General features: G+C 46.0%; 22 protein-coding genes. 11 read left to right on the forward strand and 11 right to left on the reverse strand.

Features of this window, described 5'->3' with window-relative positions:
* Nucleotides 1–22 precede the first annotated feature (22 nt).
* A complete protein-coding gene (gene gspC, locus QMY49_RS13975) occupies nt 23–946 on the reverse strand; it encodes a type II secretion system protein GspC (protein WP_009701537.1) in 924 nt (307 codons plus the stop codon).
* A 256-nt stretch (nt 947–1,202) separates the two neighbouring features.
* Here gspC and hslR point away from each other — a divergent pair, with 256 nt between their 5' ends.
* From hslR to QMY49_RS13995, 4 genes are all read left to right on the forward strand, one after another.
* The gene (gene hslR / locus QMY49_RS13980; RefSeq protein WP_005448506.1) at nt 1,203–1,589 is read left to right on the forward strand and encodes a ribosome-associated heat shock protein Hsp15; all 387 of its coding nucleotides are present in this window, start codon (nt 1,203–1,205) and stop codon (nt 1,587–1,589) included.
* Nucleotides 1,590–1,620: 31 nt separating this feature from the next.
* A complete protein-coding gene (gene hslO, locus QMY49_RS13985) occupies nt 1,621–2,496 on the forward strand; it encodes an Hsp33 family molecular chaperone HslO (protein ID WP_283312057.1) in 876 nt (291 codons plus the stop codon).
* A gap of 337 nt (nt 2,497–2,833) precedes the next feature.
* Nucleotides 2,834–4,462 carry a phosphoenolpyruvate carboxykinase (ATP) gene (gene pckA / locus QMY49_RS13990; protein WP_005448514.1) on the forward strand — a complete coding sequence of 543 codons (1,629 nt, stop codon included), beginning with the start codon at nt 2,834–2,836 and terminating at the stop codon, nt 4,460–4,462.
* A gap of 164 nt (nt 4,463–4,626) precedes the next feature.
* Nucleotides 4,627–6,819, forward strand: a complete 2,193-nt coding sequence (locus tag QMY49_RS13995; protein ID WP_283312059.1) for an AsmA family protein — start codon at nt 4,627–4,629, stop codon at nt 6,817–6,819.
* Here the strand turns inward: QMY49_RS13995 and QMY49_RS14000 are convergent.
* The 3 genes from QMY49_RS14000 to QMY49_RS14010 form a co-directional block, all read right to left on the reverse strand.
* Complete coding sequence (locus QMY49_RS14000; protein ID WP_009704014.1) at nt 6,805–7,722, reverse strand: bifunctional GNAT family N-acetyltransferase/hotdog fold thioesterase; 918 nt, start codon at nt 7,720–7,722, stop codon at nt 6,805–6,807. The two genes, QMY49_RS13995 and QMY49_RS14000, sit on opposite strands and share 15 nt — an antisense overlap.
* A 108-nt stretch (nt 7,723–7,830) precedes the next feature.
* Complete coding sequence (dtd, locus tag QMY49_RS14005) at nt 7,831–8,265, reverse strand: D-aminoacyl-tRNA deacylase (protein ID WP_005434513.1); 435 nt, start codon at nt 8,263–8,265, stop codon at nt 7,831–7,833.
* Nucleotides 8,237–9,181 (reverse strand): virulence factor BrkB family protein, encoded by a 945-nt coding sequence (locus QMY49_RS14010; RefSeq protein WP_005448517.1) that lies wholly within the window; start codon nt 9,179–9,181, stop codon nt 8,237–8,239. Before QMY49_RS14010 ends, dtd begins: the two co-directional genes overlap by 29 nt.
* A 35-nt stretch (nt 9,182–9,216) precedes the next feature.
* On the opposite strand from QMY49_RS14010, the gene QMY49_RS14015 reads away from it, so the two are divergent.
* Nucleotides 9,217–9,858: a DUF2959 domain-containing protein gene (locus tag QMY49_RS14015; protein ID WP_026138173.1), complete on the forward strand. Its 642-nt coding sequence runs from the start codon at nt 9,217–9,219 to the stop codon at nt 9,856–9,858.
* 97 nt (nt 9,859–9,955) lie between these two features.
* Here QMY49_RS14015 and QMY49_RS14020 read toward each other — a convergent pair whose 3' ends face one another.
* Together QMY49_RS14020 and typA are read right to left on the reverse strand one after the other, a co-directional pair.
* Nucleotides 9,956–10,504, reverse strand: coding sequence for an AAA family ATPase (locus QMY49_RS14020; RefSeq protein WP_047512646.1), 549 nt, complete (start codon nt 10,502–10,504; stop codon nt 9,956–9,958).
* A 75-nt stretch (nt 10,505–10,579) separates the two neighbouring features.
* Nucleotides 10,580–12,409: a translational GTPase TypA gene (typA, locus tag QMY49_RS14025; RefSeq protein WP_005448526.1), complete on the reverse strand. Its 1,830-nt coding sequence runs from the start codon at nt 12,407–12,409 to the stop codon at nt 10,580–10,582.
* 530 nt (nt 12,410–12,939) lie between these two features.
* On the opposite strand from typA, the gene glnA reads away from it, so the two are divergent.
* The 6 genes from glnA to add all read left to right on the forward strand — a co-directional run bounded on the left by glnA (nt 12,940) and on the right by add (nt 21,580).
* Complete coding sequence (glnA, locus tag QMY49_RS14030) at nt 12,940–14,349, forward strand: glutamate--ammonia ligase (RefSeq protein ID WP_005448527.1); 1,410 nt, start codon at nt 12,940–12,942, stop codon at nt 14,347–14,349.
* A gap of 196 nt (nt 14,350–14,545) precedes the next feature.
* Nucleotides 14,546–15,127 carry a DUF4124 domain-containing protein gene (locus QMY49_RS14035; RefSeq protein WP_283312064.1) on the forward strand — a complete coding sequence of 194 codons (582 nt, stop codon included), beginning with the start codon at nt 14,546–14,548 and terminating at the stop codon, nt 15,125–15,127.
* Nucleotides 15,128–15,257: 130 nt separating this feature from the next.
* On the forward strand, nt 15,258–16,304 hold the full coding sequence (glnL, locus tag QMY49_RS14040) for a nitrogen regulation protein NR(II) (RefSeq protein WP_283312066.1): 1,047 nt from the start codon (nt 15,258–15,260) through the stop codon (nt 16,302–16,304).
* Between the two features lie 60 nt (nt 16,305–16,364).
* A complete protein-coding gene (glnG, locus tag QMY49_RS14045; RefSeq protein ID WP_005448532.1) occupies nt 16,365–17,768 on the forward strand; it encodes a nitrogen regulation protein NR(I) in 1,404 nt (467 codons plus the stop codon).
* A 112-nt stretch (nt 17,769–17,880) separates the two neighbouring features.
* Nucleotides 17,881–20,427 (forward strand): phosphodiesterase GepA, encoded by a 2,547-nt coding sequence (gene gepA / locus QMY49_RS14050; protein WP_283312068.1) that lies wholly within the window; start codon nt 17,881–17,883, stop codon nt 20,425–20,427.
* Between the two features lie 148 nt (nt 20,428–20,575).
* Entirely contained in the window at nt 20,576–21,580 is a 1,005-nt protein-coding gene (gene add / locus QMY49_RS14055) for an adenosine deaminase (protein WP_283312069.1), read from the forward strand.
* Between the two features lie 67 nt (nt 21,581–21,647).
* Here the strand turns inward: add and hemN are convergent, their stop codons facing one another.
* The 5 genes from hemN to QMY49_RS14080 form a co-directional block, all read right to left on the reverse strand.
* Nucleotides 21,648–23,039 carry an oxygen-independent coproporphyrinogen III oxidase gene (gene hemN, locus QMY49_RS14060; protein ID WP_005448537.1) on the reverse strand — a complete coding sequence of 464 codons (1,392 nt, stop codon included), beginning with the start codon at nt 23,037–23,039 and terminating at the stop codon, nt 21,648–21,650.
* 185 nt (nt 23,040–23,224) lie between these two features.
* On the reverse strand, nt 23,225–23,713 hold the full coding sequence (locus QMY49_RS14065) for a DUF2489 domain-containing protein (RefSeq protein ID WP_005448538.1): 489 nt from the start codon (nt 23,711–23,713) through the stop codon (nt 23,225–23,227).
* A gap of 7 nt (nt 23,714–23,720) precedes the next feature.
* The gene (yihI, locus tag QMY49_RS14070) at nt 23,721–24,266 is read right to left on the reverse strand and encodes a Der GTPase-activating protein YihI (RefSeq protein ID WP_005448540.1); all 546 of its coding nucleotides are present in this window, start codon (nt 24,264–24,266) and stop codon (nt 23,721–23,723) included.
* A complete protein-coding gene (locus QMY49_RS14075; protein ID WP_005448542.1) occupies nt 24,266–24,904 on the reverse strand; it encodes a class I SAM-dependent methyltransferase in 639 nt (212 codons plus the stop codon). The genes yihI and QMY49_RS14075 overlap by 1 nt, the downstream gene beginning before the upstream one ends.
* A 743-nt stretch (nt 24,905–25,647) precedes the next feature.
* A complete protein-coding gene (locus QMY49_RS14080) occupies nt 25,648–26,265 on the reverse strand; it encodes a c-type cytochrome (RefSeq protein ID WP_005448544.1) in 618 nt (205 codons plus the stop codon).
* Nucleotides 26,266–26,399: the final 134 nt, after the last annotated feature.

Consider the following 26,399-nt stretch of genomic DNA (forward strand, 5'->3'; position numbering starts at 1 on the left):
ACTTACGCTGGTTGCCTAAGTATTACAATTGGATATAGATGTCGTACTGTTGGCCATCACGCTCAACAGTCAAATTCAATTCTTGCGGATCGTTCATCACTTGCATCAGTTCTACTGAAGATGATGGATCACTTAAATCGATCCCGTTTAATTGCACCGCAATATCACCAGCTTTTAGACCGACATCATTAAACAGTGCCGCATCACGTCCTGGTGAAACGCGATAGCCGACAATCCCTCCGTCTTTCTTAACCGGAGAAATGTTGATGTACTTGAATACGCTTTGCGGATCTTTAGCAATTTCCGCACGGATTTGATCAACCTTTTCACTCACCGCGGATGAGTTATTTGCTTTTTGAGCTTTGGGTTGATTAACCGGTCGACTTTCAGACAGTTTGCTGTACTCGATGCCTTGTAGCATCAAGGTTTCGTCTCGACCTTGGTTGTCAATGATCACGCGATCGACCAATACCGCTTTTAATTCTGCTCGTGTGCCGTCAATTTCTTCGCCAATACCATATGTCGCTTGCTTACCTCGATTGGCAATAACCGCCAAACTCGTTTTTGCGTTACTGCTCGCAACTGCACCAACAAGTGTTAGGTTTAAGCGGGTTTTAGGCGCATCTTGCACGACAGGTTGTTCTATTACGACCGGCTTTTGCTCAGTGTACTTCCCGAACAAATTGGCATTTTGGAGGGCGTTAAAATCAATCGCGTCTTTTTTACTCGTTGACGCAACAGCACTTGCTGACGGCTTCCATTGAGCCACATCAGAAGTTTGAGGCATTGCTAGCCACACCACTTTGCCAAGTATCCAACCCGTCATTGCTATAAATAGACAAGTAAGAAGCACACTAAGTTTCGCTTGAATGGTGTGATTGTTGGACTTAATCTGAGCCAGTAGCGGGCTGCTTGCTAATCCTGCACTTAGCTCTAAACGCTTCACTGAATTGATTCCTTTATTCTTACGTCCGTCGACCTTAAGTATAAGTCAAAGAATGTCGACCCTATCTTGCTAAAATTGCAATAAAATTACTACTCAACAAAGAGCAGTGAACTATATCACAAGTTCCTTTTCATACCTTTTTCTTATGCCGTTTTTGCCAACTCCCTTGAAAAAAAACAGCCTTGGCACCATCTGTAGGTGAATAATCCACCAGTCACTGCGCCATTAATGCAGTGATTAGATTGCACAGAGTTCTATGAGTTCCGTAAATGAAGCCGTAAGGCTAGATAAATGGCTGTGGGCTGCCAGATTCTATAAAACCCGCTCTATCGCTCGTAATATGGTCGATGGCGGTAAAGTCCACTATAATGGGCAACGAAGCAAACCAAGCAAAATCGTTGAATTGGGTGCTGAGATTCGCCTTCGTCAAGGTAACGAAGAGAAGACGGTGATCATCGAGAAAATCTCTGATCAACGCCGAGGCGCACCTATCGCTCAAACGCTATATCGCGAGACTGAATCAAGCATCAGCCAACGTGAAGAGCATGCGATGCAGCGCAAACTCAACGCCCACAACCCAAGTCCGGAACGCCGCCCAGATAAGAAGCAGCGCCGCGACATCATCAAGTTCAAACACCAATAAAAGCCGGAATTACCGACGAGGAAAGCACTCCATGGCAAATAATGTTTTAAACCGCTACCTATTCGAAGATCTTTCAGTACGTGGCGAGTTGGTTCAATTGGATGAAGCATACCAACGTATTATCTCCAGCAAGGAATATCCGGCAGCACTGCAAAAACTGTTGGGTGAGCTACTCGTTTCAACCACTCTTTTAACTGCAACTTTGAAGTTCGAAGGCTCAATCACTATCCAACTACAAGGTGATGGTCCTGTATCACTAGCTGTCATTAACGGCGACCACGATCAGAAGATCCGCGGCGTTGCACGTTGGGAAGGCGACATTGCTGAAGACGCAAGCCTGCACGACATGATGGGTAAAGGCTACCTGGTGATCACCATCGAACCTAAAAAAGGCGAACGCTACCAAGGCGTGGTTGGTCTAGAAGGTGAAACGCTAGCTGACGTTATCGAAGGTTACTTCGTAAACTCAGAACAGCTAAAAACACGTCTTTGGATCCGCACTGGTGAACATGAAGGCAAAAAGCACGCAGCAGGTATGATGATTCAGGTAATGCCAGATGGTACAGGTACACCTGAAGACTTTGAGCACCTAGAGCAACTGACTGCGACAGTGAAAAACGAAGAGCTGTTCACACTACCTGCAAATGAACTGCTTTACCGTCTATACAACCAAGATTCTGTTCGCCTATACGAACCGCAACCGGTGGAATTCCACTGTGGTTGTTCTCGTGAGCGTAGCGGTGCAGCGATCATTACTGTTGATAAAACTGAAATTTATGACATTTTAGCCGAAGAAGGATCAATTTCTTTACATTGTGATTACTGCGGCACGTCATACACGTTCGACGAACCTGAAATTACCGAACTGTATACGCAGGCAACTTCAGACAATAAAACCGTGCATTAATTTTCATAGCTTAACAAGCATGTAATTTACCCTTCAAAAGGCCAGCGCAACGCTGGCCTTTTTGTGATCAAACCCTCGTATAACTTAGCTTTCCACGTAATAAAGCAACCGCTTAATTTTAAATAATTAATAATTCTTTTGCCCTAGCGCAAAGGTTTGCGCCCACGATAAACTATTCGCACCAATATGTGACGGGTTACCTAAAACCACATTGAAATCATGGATAATTTTTGAACTATATCCCTGTTTTCTCCCCGCCCCGTTGCTAGCATGGTGAGCAGATAAAAATTAAAACATTCTTACAAAATCCCTACAAAAATCCTTATAAGGAGCACCTATGACCGTTATGGAACATACAAAGGCTGCAACACTTGATCTAACCAAACACGGACTGCATAACGTTAAAGAGGTTGTTCGCAACCCAAGCTACGAAATGCTGTTTGAGGAAGAGACCCGTGCTGACCTAACAGGTTATGAACGTGGTGTGGTTACAGAACTCGGCGCGGTTGCCGTAGACACTGGTATCTTTACTGGTCGCTCACCAAAAGATAAGTACATTGTTAAAGATGCAACGACAGAAGAGCACATGTGGTGGACTTCTGACGCAGTGAAAAACGACAACAAACCAATCAACAAAGAAGTATGGGACGACCTAAAAGAGCTAGTGACCAACCAGCTTTCAGGTAAGCGTCTATTTGTGATTGACGGTTATTGTGGTGCAAACCCAGACACTCGTTTGAGCATTCGAGTGATCACAGAAGTTGCATGGCAAGCACACTTCGTGAAAAACATGTTCATCCGTCCAACAGAAGAAGAGTTGGCAACGTTTGAACCTGATTTCGTCGTAATGAACGGCGCGAAATGCACGAACGAGAAGTGGGAAGAGCACGGTTTGAACTCTGAAAACTTCACCGTATTCAACCTAACAGAGCGCACTCAGTTGATCGGCGGTACTTGGTACGGCGGCGAAATGAAGAAAGGTATGTTCGCCATGATGAACTACTTCCTTCCGCTGAAAGACATCGCATCAATGCACTGTAGTGCAAATATGGGTGAAGAAGGCGATGTAGCAATCTTCTTCGGTCTGTCTGGCACAGGTAAAACTACCCTATCTACTGATCCTAAACGTGCACTAATTGGTGATGACGAGCATGGTTGGGATGACGACGGCGTATTCAACTTCGAAGGCGGCTGTTACGCGAAGACCATCAAGCTATCTAAAGAAGCTGAGCCTGATATCTACAATGCTATCCGCCGTGATGCGCTATTAGAGAACGTAACGGTTCGTAGCGATGGTTCTATCGACTTTGATGATGGTTCTAAGACTGAAAACACTCGTGTGTCTTACCCACTGCATCACATCGACAATATCGTTAAACCAGTATCGAAAGGCGGTCACGCAAACAAAGTGATCTTCCTATCGGCTGATGCGTTCGGCGTACTTCCTCCTGTGTCTAAACTGACACCTGAGCAAACTAAGTACCACTTCTTGTCTGGCTTTACCGCTAAGCTAGCAGGTACTGAGCGTGGCATCACGGAGCCGACGCCAACCTTCTCAGCATGTTTTGGTGCAGCATTCCTAACTCTACACCCAACTAAGTACGCAGAAGTGCTAGTGAAACGCATGGAAGCAGCAGGTGCAGAAGCTTACCTAGTGAACACTGGTTGGAATGGCAGCGGCAAGCGTATCTCTATCCAAGATACACGCGGCATTATCGATGCAATCCTTGATGGCTCAATTGAGGATGCGAAGACTAAGCATATTCCTATCTTCAACCTAGAAGTGCCTACTTCACTTCCTGGCGTGGACCCAAGCATCCTTGACCCACGTGATACCTACGTTGACCCATTACAATGGGAAAGCAAAGCAAAAGACTTGGCAGAGCGCTTCATCAACAACTTTGATAAGTACACTGACAACGCAGAAGGTAAATCACTAGTGGCTGCAGGTCCTCAACTCGACTAGACCACTCGCTAACTCTTCGTGACTTAGCTACAAAAATAATCGTCAAGCCCCTCTTTTGAGGGGCTTTTTATTGAATCTGCCTCAAGATTGATACAAGCTTAAACCTATCTTAGTAAGTCGAGACTCTCACACTTACTTCATATTACTTACAGGTTTTGGCAGGGATGAAAACAGCAGTTCGAATTCTACTTCTTATACTCATAGTGACGATTGCAATTCCGGTTGTCTTTGTGGGGATGCTGACCACCTCTTATTCTCGCCAAACATGGAATCTATTTTCTGATCTAGTCGATCTACCGCTGCATGCAGATAACGTGCAATACGAATTTCCTTATCACCTCACCCTCAATGGAGTGGCGACAAAACAAAAAAACTTGCCGTTCATTGAGCAAGTCGATCTATGGCTGAACCCCGATGTTCGTCGTGACGGAAATTGGATTGTCGACAGTCTGTTGATTGATGGTCTGAGCCTGCAACACGGCATGCCAACATTGCCGACGCTCAGCAATGTTTATTTCCATCAAATCGCGTTAAAGAACATCGATTACGCAGATGATGCATTCAGCATTAATGGCTTGAATGTACAGATCCAAAACCCAATTTGGTCGAGCGATGCTCAGCAAATACCTTATGGTGAGGTTCAACTTTCGGCTGATCAATTGTATTGGAATGGCGAAGCTTTCGATAAGTTGCTTATAGACTTGGATTACAAAGCCCAAGACAGCACGCTTTACGGCGCTTCATTTAACTGGCGTGGCAGTGAAGTCTCAGGACAAGGCGAACAGTACCCACAAGGCTGGTCACTGGTGAATGTGACCCTTGATAAGCTGAAAATCGATAACCTACAGTTGCAATCTTTACTCGCTAAACCATGGCAAGCGTTGCCAATTAATATCAACCATATCAACAGCCTCGATCTCCTGAATGCAAATATTGAGTACGGAGATTGGCATTGGCACAACCTTGAGTTATCAGTAGAAAACGCCTCTCTGCCACTGTCATTTTGGAAAACAACAGCACAGGTTTCTTTGCAAGCTGACAGCGTCAGTTTCCAAGACCAAACCGCAGTTGAGCCTCGTTTGAACGCCCAACTCAAGCCAGAGTCAATCCAACTACAAGAGCTAAGCTTTGATTGGCAGCAAGGTAGTGTGCAGGTATCTGGTGAGTTCGAGCCACAACATTGGAAAATCAACAGCGCAACCATCAATGGATTGAAATGGGCTATCCAACCTGACGATAAGACCGACTGGTGGCAAATCGCCACAGAAAGGCTCCAGCAAGTCGATGTGAAGCAGTTAGAGATTGAACGCAGCCAAGTTATCCAGTTATCTAAACAACCTTACTGGCAGCTTTCTGGCTTGAATTTGGAAGGTGACAAGCTCGAAGTAAAACACCGCAATGGTCACTGGGGAATTTGGAACGGTAAGCTTGATGCTAGCGTGGTAAACGCAAGTTACGATCAAGTAATCACATCACACGCAGCCATTTCTACACAGAGTGACAATGGCTTGTGGCAACTGACACGTTTGTTTGCACCGTTAGAGCAAGGCTATATCGAAGGCTTAGGGCAAATCGATCTCAGCACCACCAGCCAACCTTGGGCGTTGAGCCTCAACGCCGATGGGATTCCCTTGCAATTGCTTCACCCCTATTTGCCAACAGTGCTCGCGGTCAATGGCTTCTCAGATCTAAGTCTCGACTTAAAAGGCTTAGCCGGCGATCAAAACATGCTTGCTTACAGCTTATCGGGCGAAGTGGAAGCCAACTTACGTGATACCACCTTAAAGTCACAAGCGGATAATTCACTCACAGCGATCACTTTGAGCCCTTTGCGTTTGGCAGCTCAACGTGGTGCTGTTGAGCTTCAACCAGTGACCATTTCAGGCGAAGCCATCTCGGGCAATCTGTCTGGTGAGTTTGATATGGCGAACAACCCGTTAAGTGGCGTGATTTACCAACTCCAAGAAGCGTGTGGTTCGATCCAAGGTGATGTGCTAAGTGGCGAAGTCAAAACAAATGAATGCACAAATACATCAAAACAGACTGAATCAGTAAAACCAGCAGAATCAGAACAGAGCTCGTCAAAAACAACAAGCCGCACCAGTATTGATCCCATCAACTTAGAACAATATGAGGAAGAGTTAAGTGAGATTGTAGAGGAAGAACAAGAATCAGCCGTAGCGCCGCATTCAGAAGAGCAACTTATCACACAACAAAAAGACTCAGACCTTGCAGAAAAATCAGCGAAAGAAAGCGAGAACTCAGCTATCGATGAAACCAAGGCAGAACAAGGCGCATCTGAAAGCCAAGATGCGCCGCAAGAAATACCAAAGTCTGAGAATCTAACAGCTGAGTAACTTAGAGTAATTCGGCAGTAGCATATACGTACCGACAAAATCAACCGCTGGTACGTCTCCACTGTAAATCACCACATGGATAACGATACGCGCTTTACGCCCCGATGCGAGCCTGTCCAAATCACCACTAATGCCATCGAGCGAGGTACTCGCTACTGGGTTCTGCTCGACCGGATGACGATAACGAATTGAACTGTCTGCTAATACGATGTCACCGTGCAAACCACGCTCTTTCATCAACAGCCACGTCATGCCCCACCCAGTTAGCGTTGCTAGGGTAAACGCAGAACCGGCAAACATGGTGTTGTGCGGGTTTAGGTTTGGATTGAGCTGCGCACTGCATTCAAACTGATAGCCAGTGTACTGGTTAATTTTGATCCCCATTTTGTCTGCAATCGGGATCTGCGCTTCCCAACGCTGTTGCAGCTCGGTACACCAATCAGGACGACGTAGCACATCCGCCATTGGGTCAAGCTGTTTAACCATTTGTTGGTGACGCACGGGACCACGTTCATCGGTCAGCTCACCGCGACGCTCAAAACCATTCTTCTCATAGAAGGCAATCGCATCTTCACGGGCATTACACACCAGACGCTTCGCCCCTTCTTGTCGAGCTAGCGACTCAAGCGCCACCAGCACTAATGAGCCCATGCCTTTACTGCGACGGTTGTTCTTCACCGCCATATAGCGGATCTGACCATCGTTATCTGGGGTAATGTACAAACGACCAATCGCCATCGGACGACCACGACTGTCGGTAATCATGCGGTGATGGCTCATGCCATCGTACTCATCACGCTCGGAGCCTACAGGCATACGCCAAGGTTCGCGCAGCAACTGCCAACGAAATTGATAGTACTTGTTGAGCTGATTTTCTGTTTTTGGAGTTATGAGTTTGAACATATCAATCCTTTGAAAGTACAAATCAAATGAAAGCCTTAGGAGAAAATACCCAAGCAAATTCAATTTACTTGGGCTTAAAGCTTAGACCATGATGTTGTGGTTGCCAGATTAGACCTGTAGCCAAAAAGTCACTGGACCGTCATTAATTAATGACACTTTCATATCTGCCGCGAAGCGACCGCGTTGTGTTGGCAGTTCTTGCTCACACAAATCCGAGAAATAGTCATACAGACGTTCTGCATCCGCAGGGTGCGCGCCACGAGAAAAGCCTGCGCGAGTGCCTTTTTTGGTATCCGCTGGTAACGTAAATTGAGACACCACCAAAACCTTACCGTTCACTTGTTTGACGTTAAGGTTCATTTTGCCTTCATCGTCTTCAAACACACGATACGTGGTTACGCGCTCCATCAAACGTTTTGCTTTTGCTTCATCATCGTCCTTCTCTACACCAAGTAGGACAAGTAGACCTTGGTCGATTTCACCGACAACTTCACCGTCTACACGAACGGCGGCTTCACTGACTCGTTGAATTAGCGCTATCACGACTCTCGCTTCCTTCATCTGTTAATTGCAATTCAGCGGTCGAGTGTATCATTTCTAGGTCGTCACTCCAGTGCTCTCTTTCCCCCAGAGCAGCAGTCACTTCCGCGCCAATCAATACGATCAGCCAGCACAGATACACCCACACAAACAGGATCGGAATCGCGGCGAGCGCACCGTAAATCAGCTGATATGACGGGAATTGAGTAATGTAGAAAGCAAAGCCTTTCTTACTCAGTTCAAACAGCACAGCGGCAATGGCAGCACCAACCGCACCATGGGATAGATAAACCTTTTTGTTTGGCACTAAGAAGTACAACCCCATGAACGCAAAGAAGGACAACAGTAAAGGTAACCAACGTAAAAACAGGTTGTAAGCGCCCGATAAGGTTTCGTTTTCAATTAGCTTTAGCGATGTCACGTAGGAGGTCGCTGCAATACTCGCGCCGACTAGAATCGGACCAAGGGTCAACACCATCCAATACATGGAGAAAGAAAACACAGGACGACGTTTATCTTTCACTCGCCAAATGTAGTTTAAGTTCTTGTCGATATTCGAAATCAGCATCAAAGCGGCAACAAACAAGAACGCACCACCTACGGCGGTCATCTTGCCTGTGTTTGAGACAAACTCTTGCAACGCAACTCTGACTGCATCACCAGAAGCAGGGACAAAGTTATCAATGATGTAACCTTGCAAGGTTTCGCCCACATTCTCAAATACCGGAAACTTCGACAATATCGACAGCAATACCGTCAACATCGGCACAATAGACAACAAAGTGATGTAAGCTAAATAGCCTGCATTAACGTTGACGCGATCGTGCGTCATACGCTTGAGCAAATATTTGAAAAACGCGACGCTCCCCGGCACGAGCTTGCTCAATCTCACCTTGTAACTCTCTGATAACTGGTTCATAGTTCATCCCATAAATTAGCGTCGAGGACATAAGAATGCCTTATTTATTAGCAATTGTACTATCAATTTTCACTTTGACAGGATGTCAGTCCGCATATTATTCAGCAATGGAACAAGTGGGTTACCACAAACGTGACATTATGGTTGATCGTGTGGAAGACGCCAAAGAATCGCAACAAGACGCACAAGAAGAGTTCACCAGCGCGCTAGAAGCTCTTTCTGCGTTGACTAACTTTGACGGCGGTGAGCTAGAAAGCGTCTACAACAACATTAACGACAAATACGAAGACAGCGAAAAAGCGGCGCAAGATGTACGCGACCGCATTGCAGCAATTGAAGATGTGTCAGATGCTCTGTTTGATGAATGGCAAGGCGAGCTAGACCTATACACCAGTGCGAAACTGCGTCGCTCTAGCGAACAGAAGTTGCGTGAAACCAAAGCGTCTTACAAAACCATGCTTAACGCTATGAAGCGTGCAGAAGACAAAATGACGCCAGTATTGAATACACTGCGTGACAACACGCTTTACCTCAAGCATAACTTGAACGCAAGCGCGATCGGCTCACTGAAAGGTGAATTCTCTAGCCTAGAGAAAGACATTCAATACGCAATCAAACAAATGAATGCCGCGATTACTGAGTCAGATAAGTTCTTACAGCAGCTGAATCAAAAGTAATTCGATAAAGCCTCCTCCTCGTGAGGAGGTTTTGCTATCTAGCGACCATGCTATCCCTCGCTCCGTCAGTTACCGGCATACCTACCAAGCTCTATCTTTACTCCCCACCTTCTACCTCAGCAACTAAGCCCATTACTTGTCGAACAAACACCACCCGTTCAGCTACGCTTCCCCATGGCACTTCAACCACTTCATACCCCAGTTCAGTATAGGTATCGACTAAGGTTTGATGGATTTGTAGCGCCTCTTTAAAACTGTGTGGACGCACATCATCTTGAACATAAATAGAGGCTTCAGGTCGACATGTGAGCACCTTACTCTGGTACCCAGCACTCTCAATCAAGAAGGCTTGTTCAACGGGACAGCCGCCCACTTTTAAATACGCCACGATGTCTGGGATAGCGCGGTCAACAAAAGCGACTGGATGATTCAGCGCTTCTCGCTTTTGCTTGCCCATAAACTCAAGGCATAAGTTGGCAAACTCAGGTAAATTCGTCCAAGGCAAAATACCATTGTCCAATTGGCTTTGCTGCTCAATCAAGGTACGTGAACCTTCAGCAAAGGTGGCGTACCCCAACTCGCCTAACGCATTCAACAAGGTGGTTTTACCTGCACCCGGTCCACCAGTGATAACAATTGGCGTCATCGTCTTATTCCTTCAGATACAAAAAGCCCCGAGCATAACTCGGGGCTTATTCTTAATCGAATCCGTTACAGCAAATTATTTTGCTGAACGTGAAGCACGTTTACGATCGCTTTCCGTTAGGAATTTCTTACGGATACGGATGCTTTCAGGTGTTACTTCTACTAGTTCGTCATCATCGATGAACTCTAGTGCTTGCTCAAGAGTCATCTTGATTGGTGGAGTAAGAACCTGTGCGTCATCTGTACCAGATGCACGAACGTTGGTTAGCTGCTTACCTTTCAGTGCGTTTACTGTTAGGTCGTTGTCGCGGCTGTGAATACCGATAACCATGCCTTCGTAAACTTCAACACCGTGACCGATAAATAGACGACCACGTTCTTGAAGGTTGAATAGTGCGTTAGTTAGCGCTTTACCCATTGCGTTAGCAATTAGTACACCATTTACACGTTGACCGATGTTACCGCCTTTGTGTGGCGCGTAACGATCAAACGTATGGTATAGAAGACCAGAACCAGAAGTCAGCGTCATGAACTCAGTTTGGAAGCCGATCAGACCACGAGATGGCATTTCGAAGTCCATACGTACACGACCTTTACCATCTGGAGACATGTCTTTCAGCTCACCTTTACGTAGGCCGATGTTCTCCATGATGCCGCCTTGGTGCTCTTCCATAACGTCGATAGTTACCGTTTCGAACGGTTCCAATAGCTGACCATCTTCTTCTTTGATGATTACTTCTGGACGAGATACAGCAAGCTCGAAGCCTTCACGACGCATGTTTTCGATCAGGATAGATAGGTGAAGCTCACCACGACCTGATACGCGGAATTTGTCTGGATCGTCTGTTTGCTCTACACGCAATGCAACGTTGTGTACCAATTCCTTCTCTAGACGCTCAAGGATGTTACGTGAAGTAACGAACTTACCTTCTTTACCCGCGAATGGAGACGTGTTTACTTGGAACGTCATTGTTACTGTTGGTTCATCAACAGACAGCGGCGGTAGTGCTTCTACTGCGTTTTGCGCACAGATAGTGTCAGAGATTTTTAGCTCGCCAAGACCTGTGATTGCAATGATATCACCAGCGTTAGCTTGCTCAACTTCGTGACGCTCTAGGCCAAGGTAGCCCATTACTGTACCCACTTTACCGTTGCGAGTTTTACCGTCAGCACCGATAACTGTTACTTGTTGGTTTGCTTTCACGCTACCACGAGTTACACGAGCAACACCGATAACACCAACGTAAGAGCTGTAGTCTAGCTGAGAAACTTGCATCTGTAGTGGACCGTCTAGGTCAACTTCTGGAGCCGCTACTTCTTCAACGATAGTTTCGAATAGAGGTTCCATGTTTTCGCCAGTTTCGCCTTCTTCTAGAGAAGCCCAACCGTTAAGTGCTGACGCGTAAACAACTTTAAAGTCTAGCTGTTCGTCAGTTGCACCTAGGTTGTCGAATAGGTCGAAGACTTGGTCCATAACCCAATCAGGACGTGCACCAGGACGGTCAATCTTGTTGATTACAACGATTGGTTTAAGACCGTGAGCAAATGCTTTTTGAGTTACGAAGCGAGTTTGCGGCATTGGACCGTCAACAGCGTCAACGATAAGTAGAACTGAGTCTACCATCGACATGATACGTTCTACTTCGCCACCGAAGTCCGCGTGTCCCGGAGTATCTACGATGTTGATGCGGTAGTCATTCCAGTTAATTGCTGTGTTCTTAGCAAGAATGGTAATGCCACGCTCTTTTTCAATGTCGTTCGAGTCCATGACTCGCTCTTCAGCTTCACCGCGAGACTCAAGCGTGCCTGATTGTTGTAGCAGCTTGTCAACCAACGTTGTTTTACCGTGGTCAACGTGCGCGATAATCGCGATATTTCTTAATTTATCAATCTGTGGAGTAGCCATGGATATTGATTCACTTAGATAGATGAAATGCCCTCATGCTGAGAACGGGTGCTCTCTGACGACATTTACTGATTAAAAAAACGGCCATAATGTACCAGATTCTAGCAAAAAGCATAGAGATATGTGATCTACTCCCGAGCATTTCTGTCAAATTTACGCTTAACACCCGCTTTAGAGCGCCATGCGAATTGATTCAACGCAACTTTATTCCAATCGCGCATATTACAAATTGACTCTTGCTCAAAAACTGGGCTGAATAAGCAACGTAGTTGTCACATTGTGGTGCAATAATAAAATAATGCACCATAACGGTGCGCCTACAGATCATTTTGGTGCAATCGTTTGCACCAAACTCGCGTATAAAAACGCAATCCATTGAAATTAAGGGAATAATTTTTTTGGCACGGTTTTGGCTTTAGAGAAACCAGCATCGATTAATAAAATGTCAAACAGATTAATCAATGCTGGATTTAATTAATGTTTCATAAATCGAGCTTTTACCGCTTTATTAACACTGGAGGTTATCCAAGATGTCAGTAGAAAACGTTTTATCACTGATCCAAGAAAACGAAGTTAAGTTTGTTGACCTACGCTTCACTGATACAAAAGGTAAAGAGCAGCACATCTCTATCCCTGCTCACCAAATCGACGCAGACTTCTTCGAAGAAGGTAAAATGTTCGATGGTTCATCAGTTGCTGGCTGGAAAGGCATTAACGAATCAGACATGGTTATGATGCCAGACGCATCTTCTGCAGTGCTTGACCCATTCACTGAAGATGCAACGCTAAACATCCGTTGTGACATCCTTGAGCCTGCAACAATGCAAGGCTACGACCGCGACCCACGCTCTATCGCTAAGCGCGCAGAAGACTTCATGCGCTCTACTGGTATTGCAGACACCGTTCTTATCGGTCCTGAGCCAGAGTTCTTCCTATTCGACGACGTTAAGTTCGCAACTGACATGTCTGGTTCTTTCTTCAAGATTGATGACGTAGAAGCAGCATGGAACACAGGTTCTGATTACGAAGAAGGTAACAAAGGTCACCGTCCAGGCGTTAAAGGTGGTTACTTCCCAGTAGCTCCAGTAGATTCATCTCAAGACATCCGTTCTGCAATGTGTCTAGTAATGGAAGAAATGGGTCTAGTTGTAGAAGCGCACCACCACGAAGTAGCAACTGCGGGTCAAAACGAAATCGCAACTCGCTTCAACACGCTAACAACGAAAGCTGACGAAATTCAAATCTACAAGTACGTTGTACACAACGTTGCTCACGCATTTGGTAAGACGGCGACATTCATGCCTAAACCACTAGTTGGCGACAACGGTAGCGGCATGCACGTTCACCAATCTCTAGCAAAAGATGGCGTAAACCTATTTGCTGGTGACAAGTACGGCGGTCTATCTGAAACTGCACTTTACTACATCGGCGGTATCATCAAGCACGCTCGCGCAATCAACGCATTTGCGAACCCATCAACTAACTCGTACAAGCGTCTTGTACCAGGCTTCGAAGCACCAGTAATGCTAGCTTACTCAGCGCGTAACCGTTCTGCTTCTATCCGTATCCCAGTGGTACCAAGCCCTAAAGCGCGTCGTATCGAAGTTCGTTTCGGTGACCCAGCGGCTAACCCATACCTATGTTTCGCAGCAATGCTAATGGCTGGTCTTGACGGTATTAAGAACAAGATCCACCCAGGCGAAGCGATGGATAAAGACCTTTACGACCTACCAGCTGAAGAAGCAGCAGAAATCCCAACTGTTGCATACTCACTAAAAGATGCACTAGAAGAACTAGATGCAGACCGTGAGTTCCTAACTGCAGGTGGTGTATTCTCTGACGACTTCATCGATTCTTACATCGGTCTTAAGTCTCAAGACGTAGAGAAAGTAAACATGACAACTCACCCACTTGAGTTCGAACTTTACTACTCTGTATAAGGTTTCAGCTGTGTAAAATGTAAACGCAGTTACAAAATATTAGGCTCGCCTCGCAGGCGGGCCTTTTTTGTATTCGCTCACTCTATTTGGGCGTTTAACATGGAGGGATAACTAAAATACGCTCAGACTCTTTTGCTTGATAAGTCAAAGAGCTAAGCACCTAAACGTGAAATCATCTATCAAAAGAAGGTGAGCAATGAAAGTTCAGCTTTTACCATCACTATGCGCCCTCAGTAGTGTACTGATTGCAACGACAGCCTTAGCTCAAGTCGCGTACACTTGGGTGGATAAAGACGGTGTGGTGCACTTCAGTGACACACCAAACCAAGGCGCAAAGACCATCTCTCTGCCAAATCTTGAATCCAGCGCTCCAGCCCCTAAAGTGGAGAGCACCGAGTCTCTCGCTCCACAAGCAAATGCAGCTCAGGAGCCGACCACAGAGAAAAAAACTAAAACGGATAAACCGTTACCCCTTTCCCTCTCTATGCTCACTCCACAGCACGATGAAACCATTCGCAGTAACTCTGGTGTCATCAATATTCAGCTCGAAGCAAACCGCAAATTAGGCATCGGCGAACAACTGCAACTCATCCTTGATGGTAAGCCTTATGGAGCTCCTCAAAGCCGCTTAACTTGGCAGTTAAACAATATCGACCGTGGCACACACACCCTTGCGGTAAAAGCAAAAAGAAGCGGCAAGCTTATTGCATCTACTAGCCCTATAACGGTGCATTTACATAGAGCGAGTATCAAGCCGACCATTAAAGGGGCAAAGTAGAATATTAAGTGAAAAAAACCGCACTCTGATGGCGCTTTTCACTTTTTCTTCTTAGATTTATTCGCCATACTTACGTTCTATTGCACCAATATAGTGCAACGCACAATCACAACGCAAACAAGGACGTAATGTGGATACCAGTCTCTCCAGTGCTATTCTCAATAATATGGTGACAGCTACGCTGATTCTTGATGATGGGTTAGCGGTACGTTACGCCAATCCCGCTGCTGAGTTGTTGTTCTCACAAAGTGCTAAACGCATTGTTGAACAGTCGTTATCTCAGTTAATTCAGCATGCGTCACTGGATCTCGCCCTGCTCACTCAACCATTGCAGAGCGGACAAAGCATCACTGACAGCGACGTCACTTTTGTCGTCGATGGGCGTCCTTTGATGCTCGAAGTCACCGTCAGTCCTATTACATGGCAAAAACAGCTGATGTTGTTGGTTGAGATGCGCAAAATTGATCAGCAACGCCGCCTCACTCAAGAGCTCAATCAACACGCTCAACAACAAGCGGCGAAACTGTTAGTACGCGGTTTGGCGCATGAAATTAAAAACCCACTCGGCGGTTTACGCGGCGCAGCACAACTATTGGAAAAAATGCTGCCCGACCCTTCCTTGACGGAATACACACACATCATCATTGAACAAGCCGACCGATTGAGAGCCTTGGTTGATCGTCTTCTTGGACCGCAAAAGCCGGGTAAGAAAGCACAAGAAAACCTGCACCAAGTGTTGGAGAAGGTACGTCAATTAGTCGAATTGGAGTCACAGCATTCGATCGTCATCGAACGAGACTACGATCCGAGCTTGCCAGAGATTTTGATGGACGCGGACCAAATCGAACAGGCAATGCTCAACATCGTCAGCAATGCGGCACAGATTCTGTCCCACAAAGAACACGGTAAAATCACCATACGCACCAGAACGGTGCATCAAGCCAACATTCATGGTCAGCGTTGCAAACTCGCGGCTCGCGTTGAAATCACTGATAACGGACCAGGAATTCCACCCGAACTGCAAGACACGCTTTTCTACCCTATGGTCAGTGGACGCGAAGGCGGAACCGGACTTGGGCTATCTATTTCACAAAATTTGATCGACCAGCATAGCGGCAAGATTGATGTCGAGAGTTGGCCAGGTCACACCACTTTTACTATTTATTTGCCAATCTGACTTGGTTAATTGGCTTTGCTATTCGTCAGTTTTTAGGCTTTTGCTGCAAGGATTTATTACATGAGTAAAGGATATGTTTGGGTCGTCGATGACGACAGTTCGATTCGTTGGGTCATGGAGAAAACCCTCTCCTCAGCCGACATCAAATGCGAAACCTATGCGGATGGGGAAAGCGTTTTAATGGCGCTAGAACGTGAAGTACCAGACGTTTTAGTTTCTGACATTCGCATGCCGGGTATCGATGGCTTAGAGCTATTAAAACAAGTACAACGCGACTACCCAGATCTCCCCGTCATCATCATGACGGCGCATTCCGATTTAGATGCGGCAGTAAACGCCTACCAAAAAGGCGCTTTTGAATACTTGCCCAAACCGTTTGATATCGACGAAACGCTCACATTGGTAGAGCGCGCCATCGCTCACAGCCAAGAGAACAAGCGCGAGCAACTTCTACCGGACGATATCCCTACTGATACACCTGAAATCATTGGTGAAGCACCAGCAATGCAAGAAGTATTTCGTGCTATCGGTCGTTTATCGCGCTCTTCTATTTCTGTTCTGATCAACGGTGAGTCGGGTACCGGCAAAGAATTGGTTGCTCATGCCTTGCACCGCCACAGTCCGCGCGCCAACAAACCTTTTATTGCCCTCAATATGGCTGCGATCCCAAAAGACTTGATTGAATCGGAACTGTTTGGTCACGAGAAAGGCGCATTTACTGGTGCCAATAGCGTCCGTCAAGGTCGCTTTGAGCAAGCCAATGGTGGCACGCTGTTTTTGGATGAAATCGGTGACATGCCATTAGATATTCAGACCCGATTATTGCGCGTGTTGGCGGATGGTCAGTTTTATCGCGTTGGCGGGCACTCTCCAATCCGTGTCGACGTTCGTATTGTCGCAGCCACCCACCAAAACCTTGAAAAATTGGTCCATGAAGGTGATTTCCGCGAGGATTTATTCCATCGTTTGAACGTTATTCGCGTGCAAATCCCCGCACTGAGAGAACGTAAGCAAGACATTGAAAAACTCACCCAACACTTCCTCGTTCGAGCGGCTGATGAACTCGGTGTTGAAACCAAAACCCTGCATCCATCTTCGGTGGAAATTCTTAATCGCCTTGATTGGCCGGGTAACGTTCGCCAACTGGAAAACATCTGTCGCTGGTTAACCGTTATGGCCAGCGGAAGTGAGGTGCTACCTAGTGATTTGCCTGCCGAATTGCTGGAAGAAAAGAAAATCATCACTGAAACCACCAGCGGCAGTTGGCAAGAACAATTGGCGGATTGGGCACGCCATGCGCTAGAAGCTGGGGATAAAGAACTGCTTTCCTACGCTTTACCAGAATTTGAGCGCATTTTATTGGAAGCCGCATTAGAACATACTAAAGGTCATAAGCAAGATGCCGCTAAAGTATTAGGTTGGGGACGCAATACCCTAACCAGAAAATTGAAAGAACTGTACTGACCTTAAGCGGCAACGAGTTTGACAAAAGGTTATCAAGCGCACACTTTTGCTCTCGCTTGATAACCTAAGTATCAGTACAATTATGGTACGACACCCCTTATATGGCTAGGCAATGTCAAACGCAACGACTCAAATTACACTACGCACCGCTGTACTCATCCCTTTTGTGATGATTTTTTTGCTGGCTATCAGTGTGATTGTTTACGTCCAGAAACAGAGCTATGAAGAGGTTGTTACCGACATCAGTGACAAACAGCTTTCTGTATTAACAGAGAGTGTCCACGATCATCTGAATGATTACCTGCGCAAGCCTTTCACTGCAGTGACTGCGCTTGGTCACAACGTTAGTTACCACAATCTTTATCGCCCGCACGACACCAAAGAAATCCAAGACTATCTGTTAAGTGCCTTTAAGGATTTGTATCATTCGATCCCACAGTTAGATGTCATTGCATTCGGTTCAGAATCTGGGGACTTTACAGGTTTTCGTCGTGAATCTGATGGCGCCTATACACTGATGCTTCAAGACCATCGAACCAATGGCAACTTAGTGATTTACGGTAGTGAAACCATCAGTGATGACATTCGCACCATCATCGAGCCTTACGATCCTCGCACTCGTCCTTGGTACCAACCCATCGCTCAAGACAACAAACCTCGTTGGTCGAGCATCTATGCTAATGCCGACGAACGTCAAGACATCACTCTGTCAGCGATGACGCCTATCTATGAAATGGGTGAGTTTGCTGGTGTGTTGGTAACCGATGTGCGCATCAATACGTTTAACTTATTTTTGCAAAAGCTTAAGCAAGATACGAATGCCTCGGTTTACATCATGGACCAAGAGCAACGCTTAGTGGCGCACTCTGGACAAGGTAGTGTGATTTCTTGGGGGACAAAGTTCTCAGATAAAGGTCAGCGCTTATTCGCTTCAGAAAGTGCAGATCCAGTCATTCAGATGAGCGCGGCTCGCGTCAGTGGCAAAAACCTAAGCTACAGCGATAAGCCTTATACTTTTGAGTTCGACTTCAACGGTCAGCGCACCTTTAGCCGAGTCACGCCATATCATGATGCTAACGGTTTAACTTGGTTTATTGGCACTTCGATCTCTGAGACAGAACTGCTTGGCACCCTACCAAAGAACCAGCAAAGAAGCTGGATGGTGGGTATTTTCGTTAGCTTGGTTGGCATCGTCATTAGCATGCTTATCTTCAGCCGAGTTACTCGCCCCATCAATGCCACAGCGACAGCAGCCCAACACCTTGCGAAAGGCGATTGGGATAGCACTATGCCTCGTCCTGGTTATGTGTACGAGACGACTATTCTGGTGCAAGCGTTTAACGAGATGGCAAGCAACCTCAAAGCGTCCTTTAAAGCACTGCGTGAACAACTTGAGTTTGATTCTCTAACCCGCCTGTATAGCCGCCAAGGGCTAATAGAAGTGAGTGACAGCTTACCTCACTCAGGGCAAGGGAGTTTGTATCTTATTGGGATCAACAAATTTAGAGATATCAATGACAGTGTTGGTCATCACAACGGCGATAAGCTTCTGATACACATCGCTGAACGCCTTAAACAGCAACTGCAAGATGAAGCGACACTAGCGCGCATCGGTGGTGATGAGTTTGCCGTATTCATGCCCAACACAAACAGTGATAGCGACATCAGCTTAGTTGAGCGCCGTTTACACCAACTGTTGGCAGCACCATTTGTTCTTGATGGTGAAACGGTCGTCATTAAAGTTTCTATTGGCGTCGTACGCACTCAGCCCGATCAGACAATGTCTTTATGGCTGCGTAATGCCAGTATTGCGTTGAGTTACGCGAAACAAGATTCTCGCACCAGCGTCTGCCACTACAGCCCTGAAATGGCGAGCGCGTCTAAATTCCGAACTCAGATGATCGCTAAGATTCAAACAGGCATCGATAACCGTGAATTTGTGCCTTTCTACCAACCTATTATTGATCTTGCATCAGGCAACATTTGTGGCGCCGAAGCACTCGCACGCTGGCACAGTGATTCGGGAATGATATCTCCGTTAGATTTCATCCCAATCGCCGAAGAAAGCGGCATGATCAAGACCATTGGTCAACAAATCTTATTCCAAGCGTGTAGTGATACTCGTAAAGCAATCGACAGTAGACGTTGGCCTGAAGACTTCCAATTACACGTTAATGTGTCGGTTCATCAGCTTTCAAGCCCTAACTTTGTTGAATCCGTCGCGAAAGTGCTGCGAACAACGGGTCTGCCTGCCACCAATGTAACGCTGGAGATCACCGAGTCGCGCATCATCGACAGCGCACCAACGACACTGGATAATTTGCTCAAACTGCGAGAAATGGGACTAGGTATTGCTATTGATGACTTCGGCACAGGTTACTCATCTCTGGCTTACTTACACGCATTACCGTTTACCTGCTTGAAGATAGACCGCACCTTTATTAATCGTCTGACTAAAGAGAACCTCGACAGCTCTGTTGTATCAGCGATCATCAACATCACCAAAGGCATGAAGACCAATGTAGTAGCAGAAGGCGTGGAAACGGCTGCGCAAGCACAACTGCTCAGTTCACTTGGCTGTAATCAGGTTCAGGGCTTCTACTACAGTCGCCCAATGCCGATGGAAGAATGGCCAACACATTTGGTTAACATGAAGTAGAAAACAGCTGAAATCGTTGATTTCCTAGTCATCCTCTACTGACAACTTGCCTAACTGTTATTTATACTTAACTGCAAATCTTCCCCATGTATTGTCATTGATAATGTTTGGGCTGAGTTCCTGTTCACAACAAACCCGGATCGCCATAATGATAACTAAGAATCTTCCCCTAACTGATTTGCACCGTCACCTTGACGGCAACATTCGTACTAAGACTATTCTTGAGCTTGGTCAGCAATTTGGTATTGCGCTACCTGCTTACGACATCGAGTCACTAACACCACACGTTCAAATTGTTGAAGCTGAGCCATCTCTTGTTGCTTTCCTTTCTAAGCTTGATTGGGGCGTAGCAGTGTTGGGTGATCTAGATGCGTGTCGCCGCGTTGCTTACGAAAACGTTGAAGACGCACTAAACGCGCAAATTGATTACGCAGAACTGCGTTTCTCTCCATACTACATGGCGATGAAACACAAACTACCAGTCGCAGGCGTAGTAGAAGCAGTAGTTGATGGCGTGCAAGCGGGTATACGTGATTTCGGTATCAAGGCAAACCTAATCGGTATCATGAGCCGTACTTTCGGTACTGATGCGTGTCAGCAAGAGCTTGATGCAATCCTTAGCCAAAAAGACCACATGGTTGCCGTTGACCTTGCTGGTGATGAGCTTGGTCAACCAGGTGACCGTTTTGTGTCTCACTTCAAACAAGTGCGCGACGCAGGTCTGAATGTAACGGTGCACGCAGGTGAAGCGGCTGGCGCAGAAAGCATGTGGCAAGCTATTCAAGAGCTTGGAGCGACACGTATCGGTCACGGTGTGAAAGCAATCCACGATCCTAAACTGATGGATTACCTTGCAGAAAACCGTATTGGTATTGAATCGTGCCTAACGTCAAACTTCCAAACTAGCACTGTTGAATCATTAGCAAACCACCCACTGAAACAGTTCCTAGATCAGGGCGTACTTGCGTGTCTAAACACGGACGATCCAGCAGTGGAAGGTATTGAACTGCCTTACGAATACGAAGTGGCGGCACCAGCAGCAGGCCTAACTCAAGAACAGATTCGCCAAGCACAAATCAACGGTCTAGACATCGCTTTCCTATCAGATGCAGAAAAAACTGAACTGAAAGAAAAAGTGAAAGATCGCGCTTAATTGCCGCAAAAACATAAAAAAATGCCAGCATTTGCTGGCATTTTTTATATCTAGAATCGGCTAAAGATTAGATAACGCGCGAGAATTGCTGCTGACGCGCTTTCGCTCTTAGGTATTTATCGAAGCTCATGCAGATGTTACGGATCAACAGACGACCACGAAGCGTAACGCGAATTTCACGGTCATCCACTTCCACTAACTCGTCATTAATGAAGGTTTGTAGTAGCTCTAGGTCTTCTTTGAAGTATTGCTCAAACTTAACGCCAAATTCAGACTCAATCGCCTTCTTATCCAGCTTAAAGTTACAGATAAGCTGTTTGATCACTTCACGACGTAGCAAATCATCCGCATCCAGTGATACACCTTTCCACAGCGCGTGGCGAGATTCATTCACTTGTGCGTAGTACTTTTTCAATTCTTTTTGGTTTTGTGCGTAGGCATCACCAATCATTGAAATTGCAGAAACACCAAAGCCTACCAAGTCACATTCACCTTGCGTCGTGTAACCTTGGAAGTTGCGGTGCAAGATGCCTTCACGTTGAGCAACAGCAAGCTCATCATCTGGCATAGCAAAGTGGTCCATACCGATGAACTGGTAACCAGCACCTGTTAGCGTAGCGATGGTGTCTTGCAGAATCGCCATCTTCTCTTCCGCTTTTGGCAAATCTTCGTCTTTGATCTTACGCTGCGCAGCAAACAGTTGTGGCATGTGCGCATAGTTAAACACAGACAAACGACCTGGCTGCATTTCTAACACTTGCTCTAGTGTCTTCGCAAAAGATGCCTTAGTTTGCTTCGGTAAACCATAAATCAAATCAAGGTTGGTTGAGCGGAAACCAAGTTCTTTTGCGCGAGCAACCATCGCAAAGATAAATGCTTCATCTTGCTCACGGTTCACGAGCTGTTGAACTTCTTTATTGAAATCCTGCACGCCAATGCTCAGACGGTTGAAGCCTTCACCACGCAAGTGATCCAGCATAGTGAGCTCGATTTCACGTGGGTCAACTTCAATACTGATTTCCGCATCCGCACTAAACGTAAACTCTTGGCGTAGCAAGTTCATCACACGCGTGATTTGCTTTTCAGATAGGAAAGTTGGTGTACCACCACCAAAGTGCAATTGAGTCACCTGGCGTTCACCCAATAGTGACGCGCGTTGACGAATCTCGTGCTCAAGTACATCCAAGTATTCGTCAGCCTTATGCGAATGGCGAGTAATGACTTTATTACAGCCACAGTAGTAGCAAAGCTTATGACAAAACGGAATGTGAACGTACAGAGATAGCGGACGATCTGGGTACTGAGTGCATGCCATATCGTAGTCCGAAATGGTAAACGCTTCATGAAACTCCAGTGCTGTCGGGTACGACGTGTAGCGCGGGCCAGAGTAGTTGTACTTATCCAATACCGCTTGATCCCAGACAATTTGCTGTTTCGATTCAGTGTGTTGATTCGACATGGTGGTACTTTCCGTTAAATGCTAGGGAGACGAAAGCCGTCGCCCGATATTCAGAAACCGTTATTTTGCCATACGACGATGACAACTACGGTAGTCGCTGTCGGCTTTTTAAGTATAAAACCAAAGAAGTGCTAGCGTGATCACGATACCCCCATTGGTTATAAGGAAACCATCGGGGGCACCAATTAGATCATCTGAATATTGATTTGGTTATTCAGTGGCTGAACGTCTTTTTGCAACACTTTGAGCTCTTCGATGATCGCGTCCGTTAAGCGCTGTTCAGCTTTGTGACGCGTCAGGTTCTGTTGCATACGTTCTTTTTTGGCAAGCTGCTGGCGATCTTCGCCGCGCGCCATATCTTTCACGGTATGGTACAACTCAGAAATCGCAGGGTATGTGGCATCAAAATCGATACGGTCTTCACCTTGGACATAATCCATGATGTTGTAAACACGAATACTGATTTCCGACAAGTCACATTGCCCTTGGATGCCCGCCTGACACAAGGTATGCACGTTCTCAAAAATGTTGGCGTTACGCTTATCGATCGCCAATTTTTGATGCTTCAGCTGCAATTCCTTTTGCTTTTTCAATTGAAGCAGAAGGTAACCTGCATAAGAAGCCAGCGCGATAATAATCACTGCACCCGCAATCGCTAATAAGGTTACGTTCATGGATTACTTATCCTTTGTAGTCGTCGAAGTTGATATCGTCGAAGTCTGCAAGTAGATCGTCGTCGTTACGAGACCCTTTTACTGCTGGCGCAGTAAAGTCTTCGTCGTCTTCTTCCGGCTCTAGTAGACCTAGTTGATCCATTAGCTTCTCGATGCGATCTAGCTTCTCGTCTACATATTTCTGTAAACCAGTACCTAGGTTCTCACCCGCTTCGATACGATCCAACAACACGTTCAATTGCGCATCGTTTTCTAGCATCTCTAGCTCTTGCTCAGCAGATAGACGACGCTCTTGTTTAGTTTGCTTCTTCGCTGGCTCAACAATCAGAGGAATCTTCTTCTTGCTGCCTAAGCGAGGATCGCGTTTTTGCGCTGCGGCTTGTTTCTTCTGCTCTTCCGCATCAGAGTTGCGGCTACCAGTCTTCAAGCCTTTACGCTTTTTCGCGCGCTTACGTAGACGACCTTCTACATCAGATTCTGTACGGTTACGAGTTACAACAAACTCAGGTGCGCCAGAGGCACCTGGCTTTCTTGATTTCTTTTTACGGCTCATTACTGGGTCTTCCTCAGTAAAATTACATCATTACCAATAAATTCGAGTTCGAGCTTATCCCGCTCTGCTAGGAACTGGAACGTATCACGGCTAAAGAACACCACATGCGTCGGATCGTTCTTATAGTGCCATGTCCGAAAGGCTTCTACATCGATGACCATTTTCGTCATCAGGCCTATCCAGCCACCTGGCTTAACTAAATTCAACCATTGCTTCCACACCATATCTGGGTGGTAGAGGTGTTCGATCACCTCTGTTGCTGTCATGAAATCGTACTGCTTTTCCAACACACAAGTATCTGGGTGATAGTAAAGATCGTACAACGCCATGTTGTGCCCCGCTTCTTCTAACATTAAGGAAAGCGTAGGGCCCGGACCACAACCAAAGTCGATTCCGTTCGATTGTGGTGAAATTCGCTCTGCGATTGGGTCAGCAATTCGTGCCAAAAAACGGCGATATCCCATATCTTCAGGATTGTTCTCATGCAGATCATAGTGAGCTTTTTCAGTTTCCGCATCCAAACGTTGGTCTGGATTGACGAATACCAAACTGCACTGCTCACATTGAAGATACTCGCGTTGCTTATCTTCAAAAAAGTGGTGAGTGCGCTGATTCTGGCATAAAGGACAGGTGTGCATGCTGACTTCCTCAAACAGGGATGCGAAACATACCAGAAAGTGGACTCAGATTGGAGTGTTACTGGATACTTTTTCAGCAGTTTTTGTTAAAAAAGTTTTTATCGGAATTGAAGGTATAAAAAAAGCGACAGTGAGACTGTCGCTTTCTGAATGCCACCAATAGTGGCGAAACTGTGTTGCACTCATTTGGTGCACCAAGAATCCTTTTGTTTTTCGAGCTTTCCTTGCCAAAAAGTGTTGTTCTTCATCTTCCTGATGAGTTTTGGCTATCCGTTTACTTCCTGTCTACTGAGCTACTTCCTGAGCTTGATCCGTTTCGCTGTCTTAACCGTTAGACTAGATGACCATCCATATCTGATAGGCTCCTTGCCTACCTAAGTCCCTTTTCCGACTATCAAACGTCCTTCGTTTGCGTCCTTGGAGACCTTATATCCATGGTCTAAATTCCTGTCATTCACTCCTTGTGAACAGCCTCTACTTTACGGACTGGATAAAAACCGACAAGTCATTGAAAAAAATTATTGATAGGTTTTTTGGGTCAAAAATAAATAGTTCAATCTATCAATAACTTAAAGAACAAGATGAGAAATAGTATCGAACAAGTATGGCAAATGTCTCACAAAGCACCGAGCTAACTATCACTTGTGAATGAAAATCCATATGTGATCAAGATCACTAACAAAAATGCCCCAGCAAAAAAGCTAGGGCATATTTGTATAACTGTGCTCGAACTATGTAGGGGTTTAGTGCAGACCGCCAACGTATTTCGACAGAACTTCGATGTCTTCGTCTGTCATTTTTTTCGCGATGTCACGCATCATGGCGTTCATATCGTTACCACGGTTACCATCACGGAACTTTTCTAGCTGAGCTTTGATGTAGTCAGAGTGCTGACCAGAAATTTTAGGGAAACCTGAAAGCTCAGTGCCGTTACCACGAGGACCGTGACATGCGATACATGCGGTTAGACCGCGTTCTGCGTTACCAGCGGTGTAAAGTACTTTACCTTTGTCAACAACATCTTCTGGTGTTGAACTCTCTGAGATTGGTAGAGAGGCATAGTATGCAGACAGATCAGCGATGTCTTCATCGCTCAGTGGCATTGCCATACCACTCATCACAGGGTCGTAACGACCTTGCTTACCACCACTAGTCATACCTAGTTTTAGATCTTTTAACTGCTTCTCAAGATACTTAGCGTGTTGGCCTGCAAGTTTCGGGTACATTGCGATTGCACTGTTACCGTCCGCTCCGTGACAGGCGACACAAGTTTGTGATTTTGCTTTACCAGCTTCAATATTACCTTGGGCCCATACTGAGCAACTGGCTAAAAGACTCAAAATTAGCGCTAATTTCTTCATGACATTCCATTATAATTATCAAGCTTCCAGTACCACGGAATGTGAACATACCGCGTACACTCATGGTACAATAGGCGACCTTATGCCGAGCACGGTTATTTTACACAATTTCACAAAAAAGTAATCAATCGACT

The sequence above is a fragment of the Vibrio harveyi genome (assembly GCF_030060435.1).
In the GTDB taxonomy this organism is placed as follows: domain Bacteria; phylum Pseudomonadota; class Gammaproteobacteria; order Enterobacterales; family Vibrionaceae; genus Vibrio; species Vibrio harveyi.

Excerpts from the sequence above, each read along its gene's own strand:
- hslR (WP_005448506.1), top strand. The coding sequence starts at position 1,203 with ATGAGTTCCGTAAATGAAGCCGTAAGGCTAGATAAATGGCTGTGGGCT.
- hslO (WP_283312057.1), top strand. The coding sequence starts at position 1,621 with ATGGCAAATAATGTTTTAAACCGCTACCTATTCGAAGATCTTTCAGTA.
- pckA (WP_005448514.1), top strand. The coding sequence starts at position 2,834 with ATGACCGTTATGGAACATACAAAGGCTGCAACACTTGATCTAACCAAA.
- QMY49_RS13995 (WP_283312059.1), top strand. The coding sequence starts at position 4,627 with ATGAAAACAGCAGTTCGAATTCTACTTCTTATACTCATAGTGACGATT.
- QMY49_RS14000 (WP_009704014.1), bottom strand. The coding sequence starts at position 7,722 with ATGTTCAAACTCATAACTCCAAAAACAGAAAATCAGCTCAACAAGTAC.
- QMY49_RS14010 (WP_005448517.1), bottom strand. The coding sequence starts at position 9,181 with ATGAACCAGTTATCAGAGAGTTACAAGGTGAGATTGAGCAAGCTCGTG.
- QMY49_RS14015 (WP_026138173.1), top strand. The coding sequence starts at position 9,217 with ATGCCTTATTTATTAGCAATTGTACTATCAATTTTCACTTTGACAGGA.
- QMY49_RS14020 (WP_047512646.1), bottom strand. The coding sequence starts at position 10,504 with ATGACGCCAATTGTTATCACTGGTGGACCGGGTGCAGGTAAAACCACC.
- typA (WP_005448526.1), bottom strand. The coding sequence starts at position 12,409 with ATGGCTACTCCACAGATTGATAAATTAAGAAATATCGCGATTATCGCG.
- glnA (WP_005448527.1), top strand. The coding sequence starts at position 12,940 with ATGTCAGTAGAAAACGTTTTATCACTGATCCAAGAAAACGAAGTTAAG.
- QMY49_RS14035 (WP_283312064.1), top strand. The coding sequence starts at position 14,546 with ATGAAAGTTCAGCTTTTACCATCACTATGCGCCCTCAGTAGTGTACTG.
- glnG (WP_005448532.1), top strand. The coding sequence starts at position 16,365 with ATGAGTAAAGGATATGTTTGGGTCGTCGATGACGACAGTTCGATTCGT.
- gepA (WP_283312068.1), top strand. The coding sequence starts at position 17,881 with ATGTCAAACGCAACGACTCAAATTACACTACGCACCGCTGTACTCATC.
- add (WP_283312069.1), top strand. The coding sequence starts at position 20,576 with ATGATAACTAAGAATCTTCCCCTAACTGATTTGCACCGTCACCTTGAC.
- hemN (WP_005448537.1), bottom strand. The coding sequence starts at position 23,039 with ATGTCGAATCAACACACTGAATCGAAACAGCAAATTGTCTGGGATCAA.
- QMY49_RS14065 (WP_005448538.1), bottom strand. The coding sequence starts at position 23,713 with ATGAACGTAACCTTATTAGCGATTGCGGGTGCAGTGATTATTATCGCG.
- yihI (WP_005448540.1), bottom strand. The coding sequence starts at position 24,266 with ATGAGCCGTAAAAAGAAATCAAGAAAGCCAGGTGCCTCTGGCGCACCT.
- QMY49_RS14075 (WP_005448542.1), bottom strand. The coding sequence starts at position 24,904 with ATGCACACCTGTCCTTTATGCCAGAATCAGCGCACTCACCACTTTTTT.
- QMY49_RS14080 (WP_005448544.1), bottom strand. The coding sequence starts at position 26,265 with ATGAAGAAATTAGCGCTAATTTTGAGTCTTTTAGCCAGTTGCTCAGTA.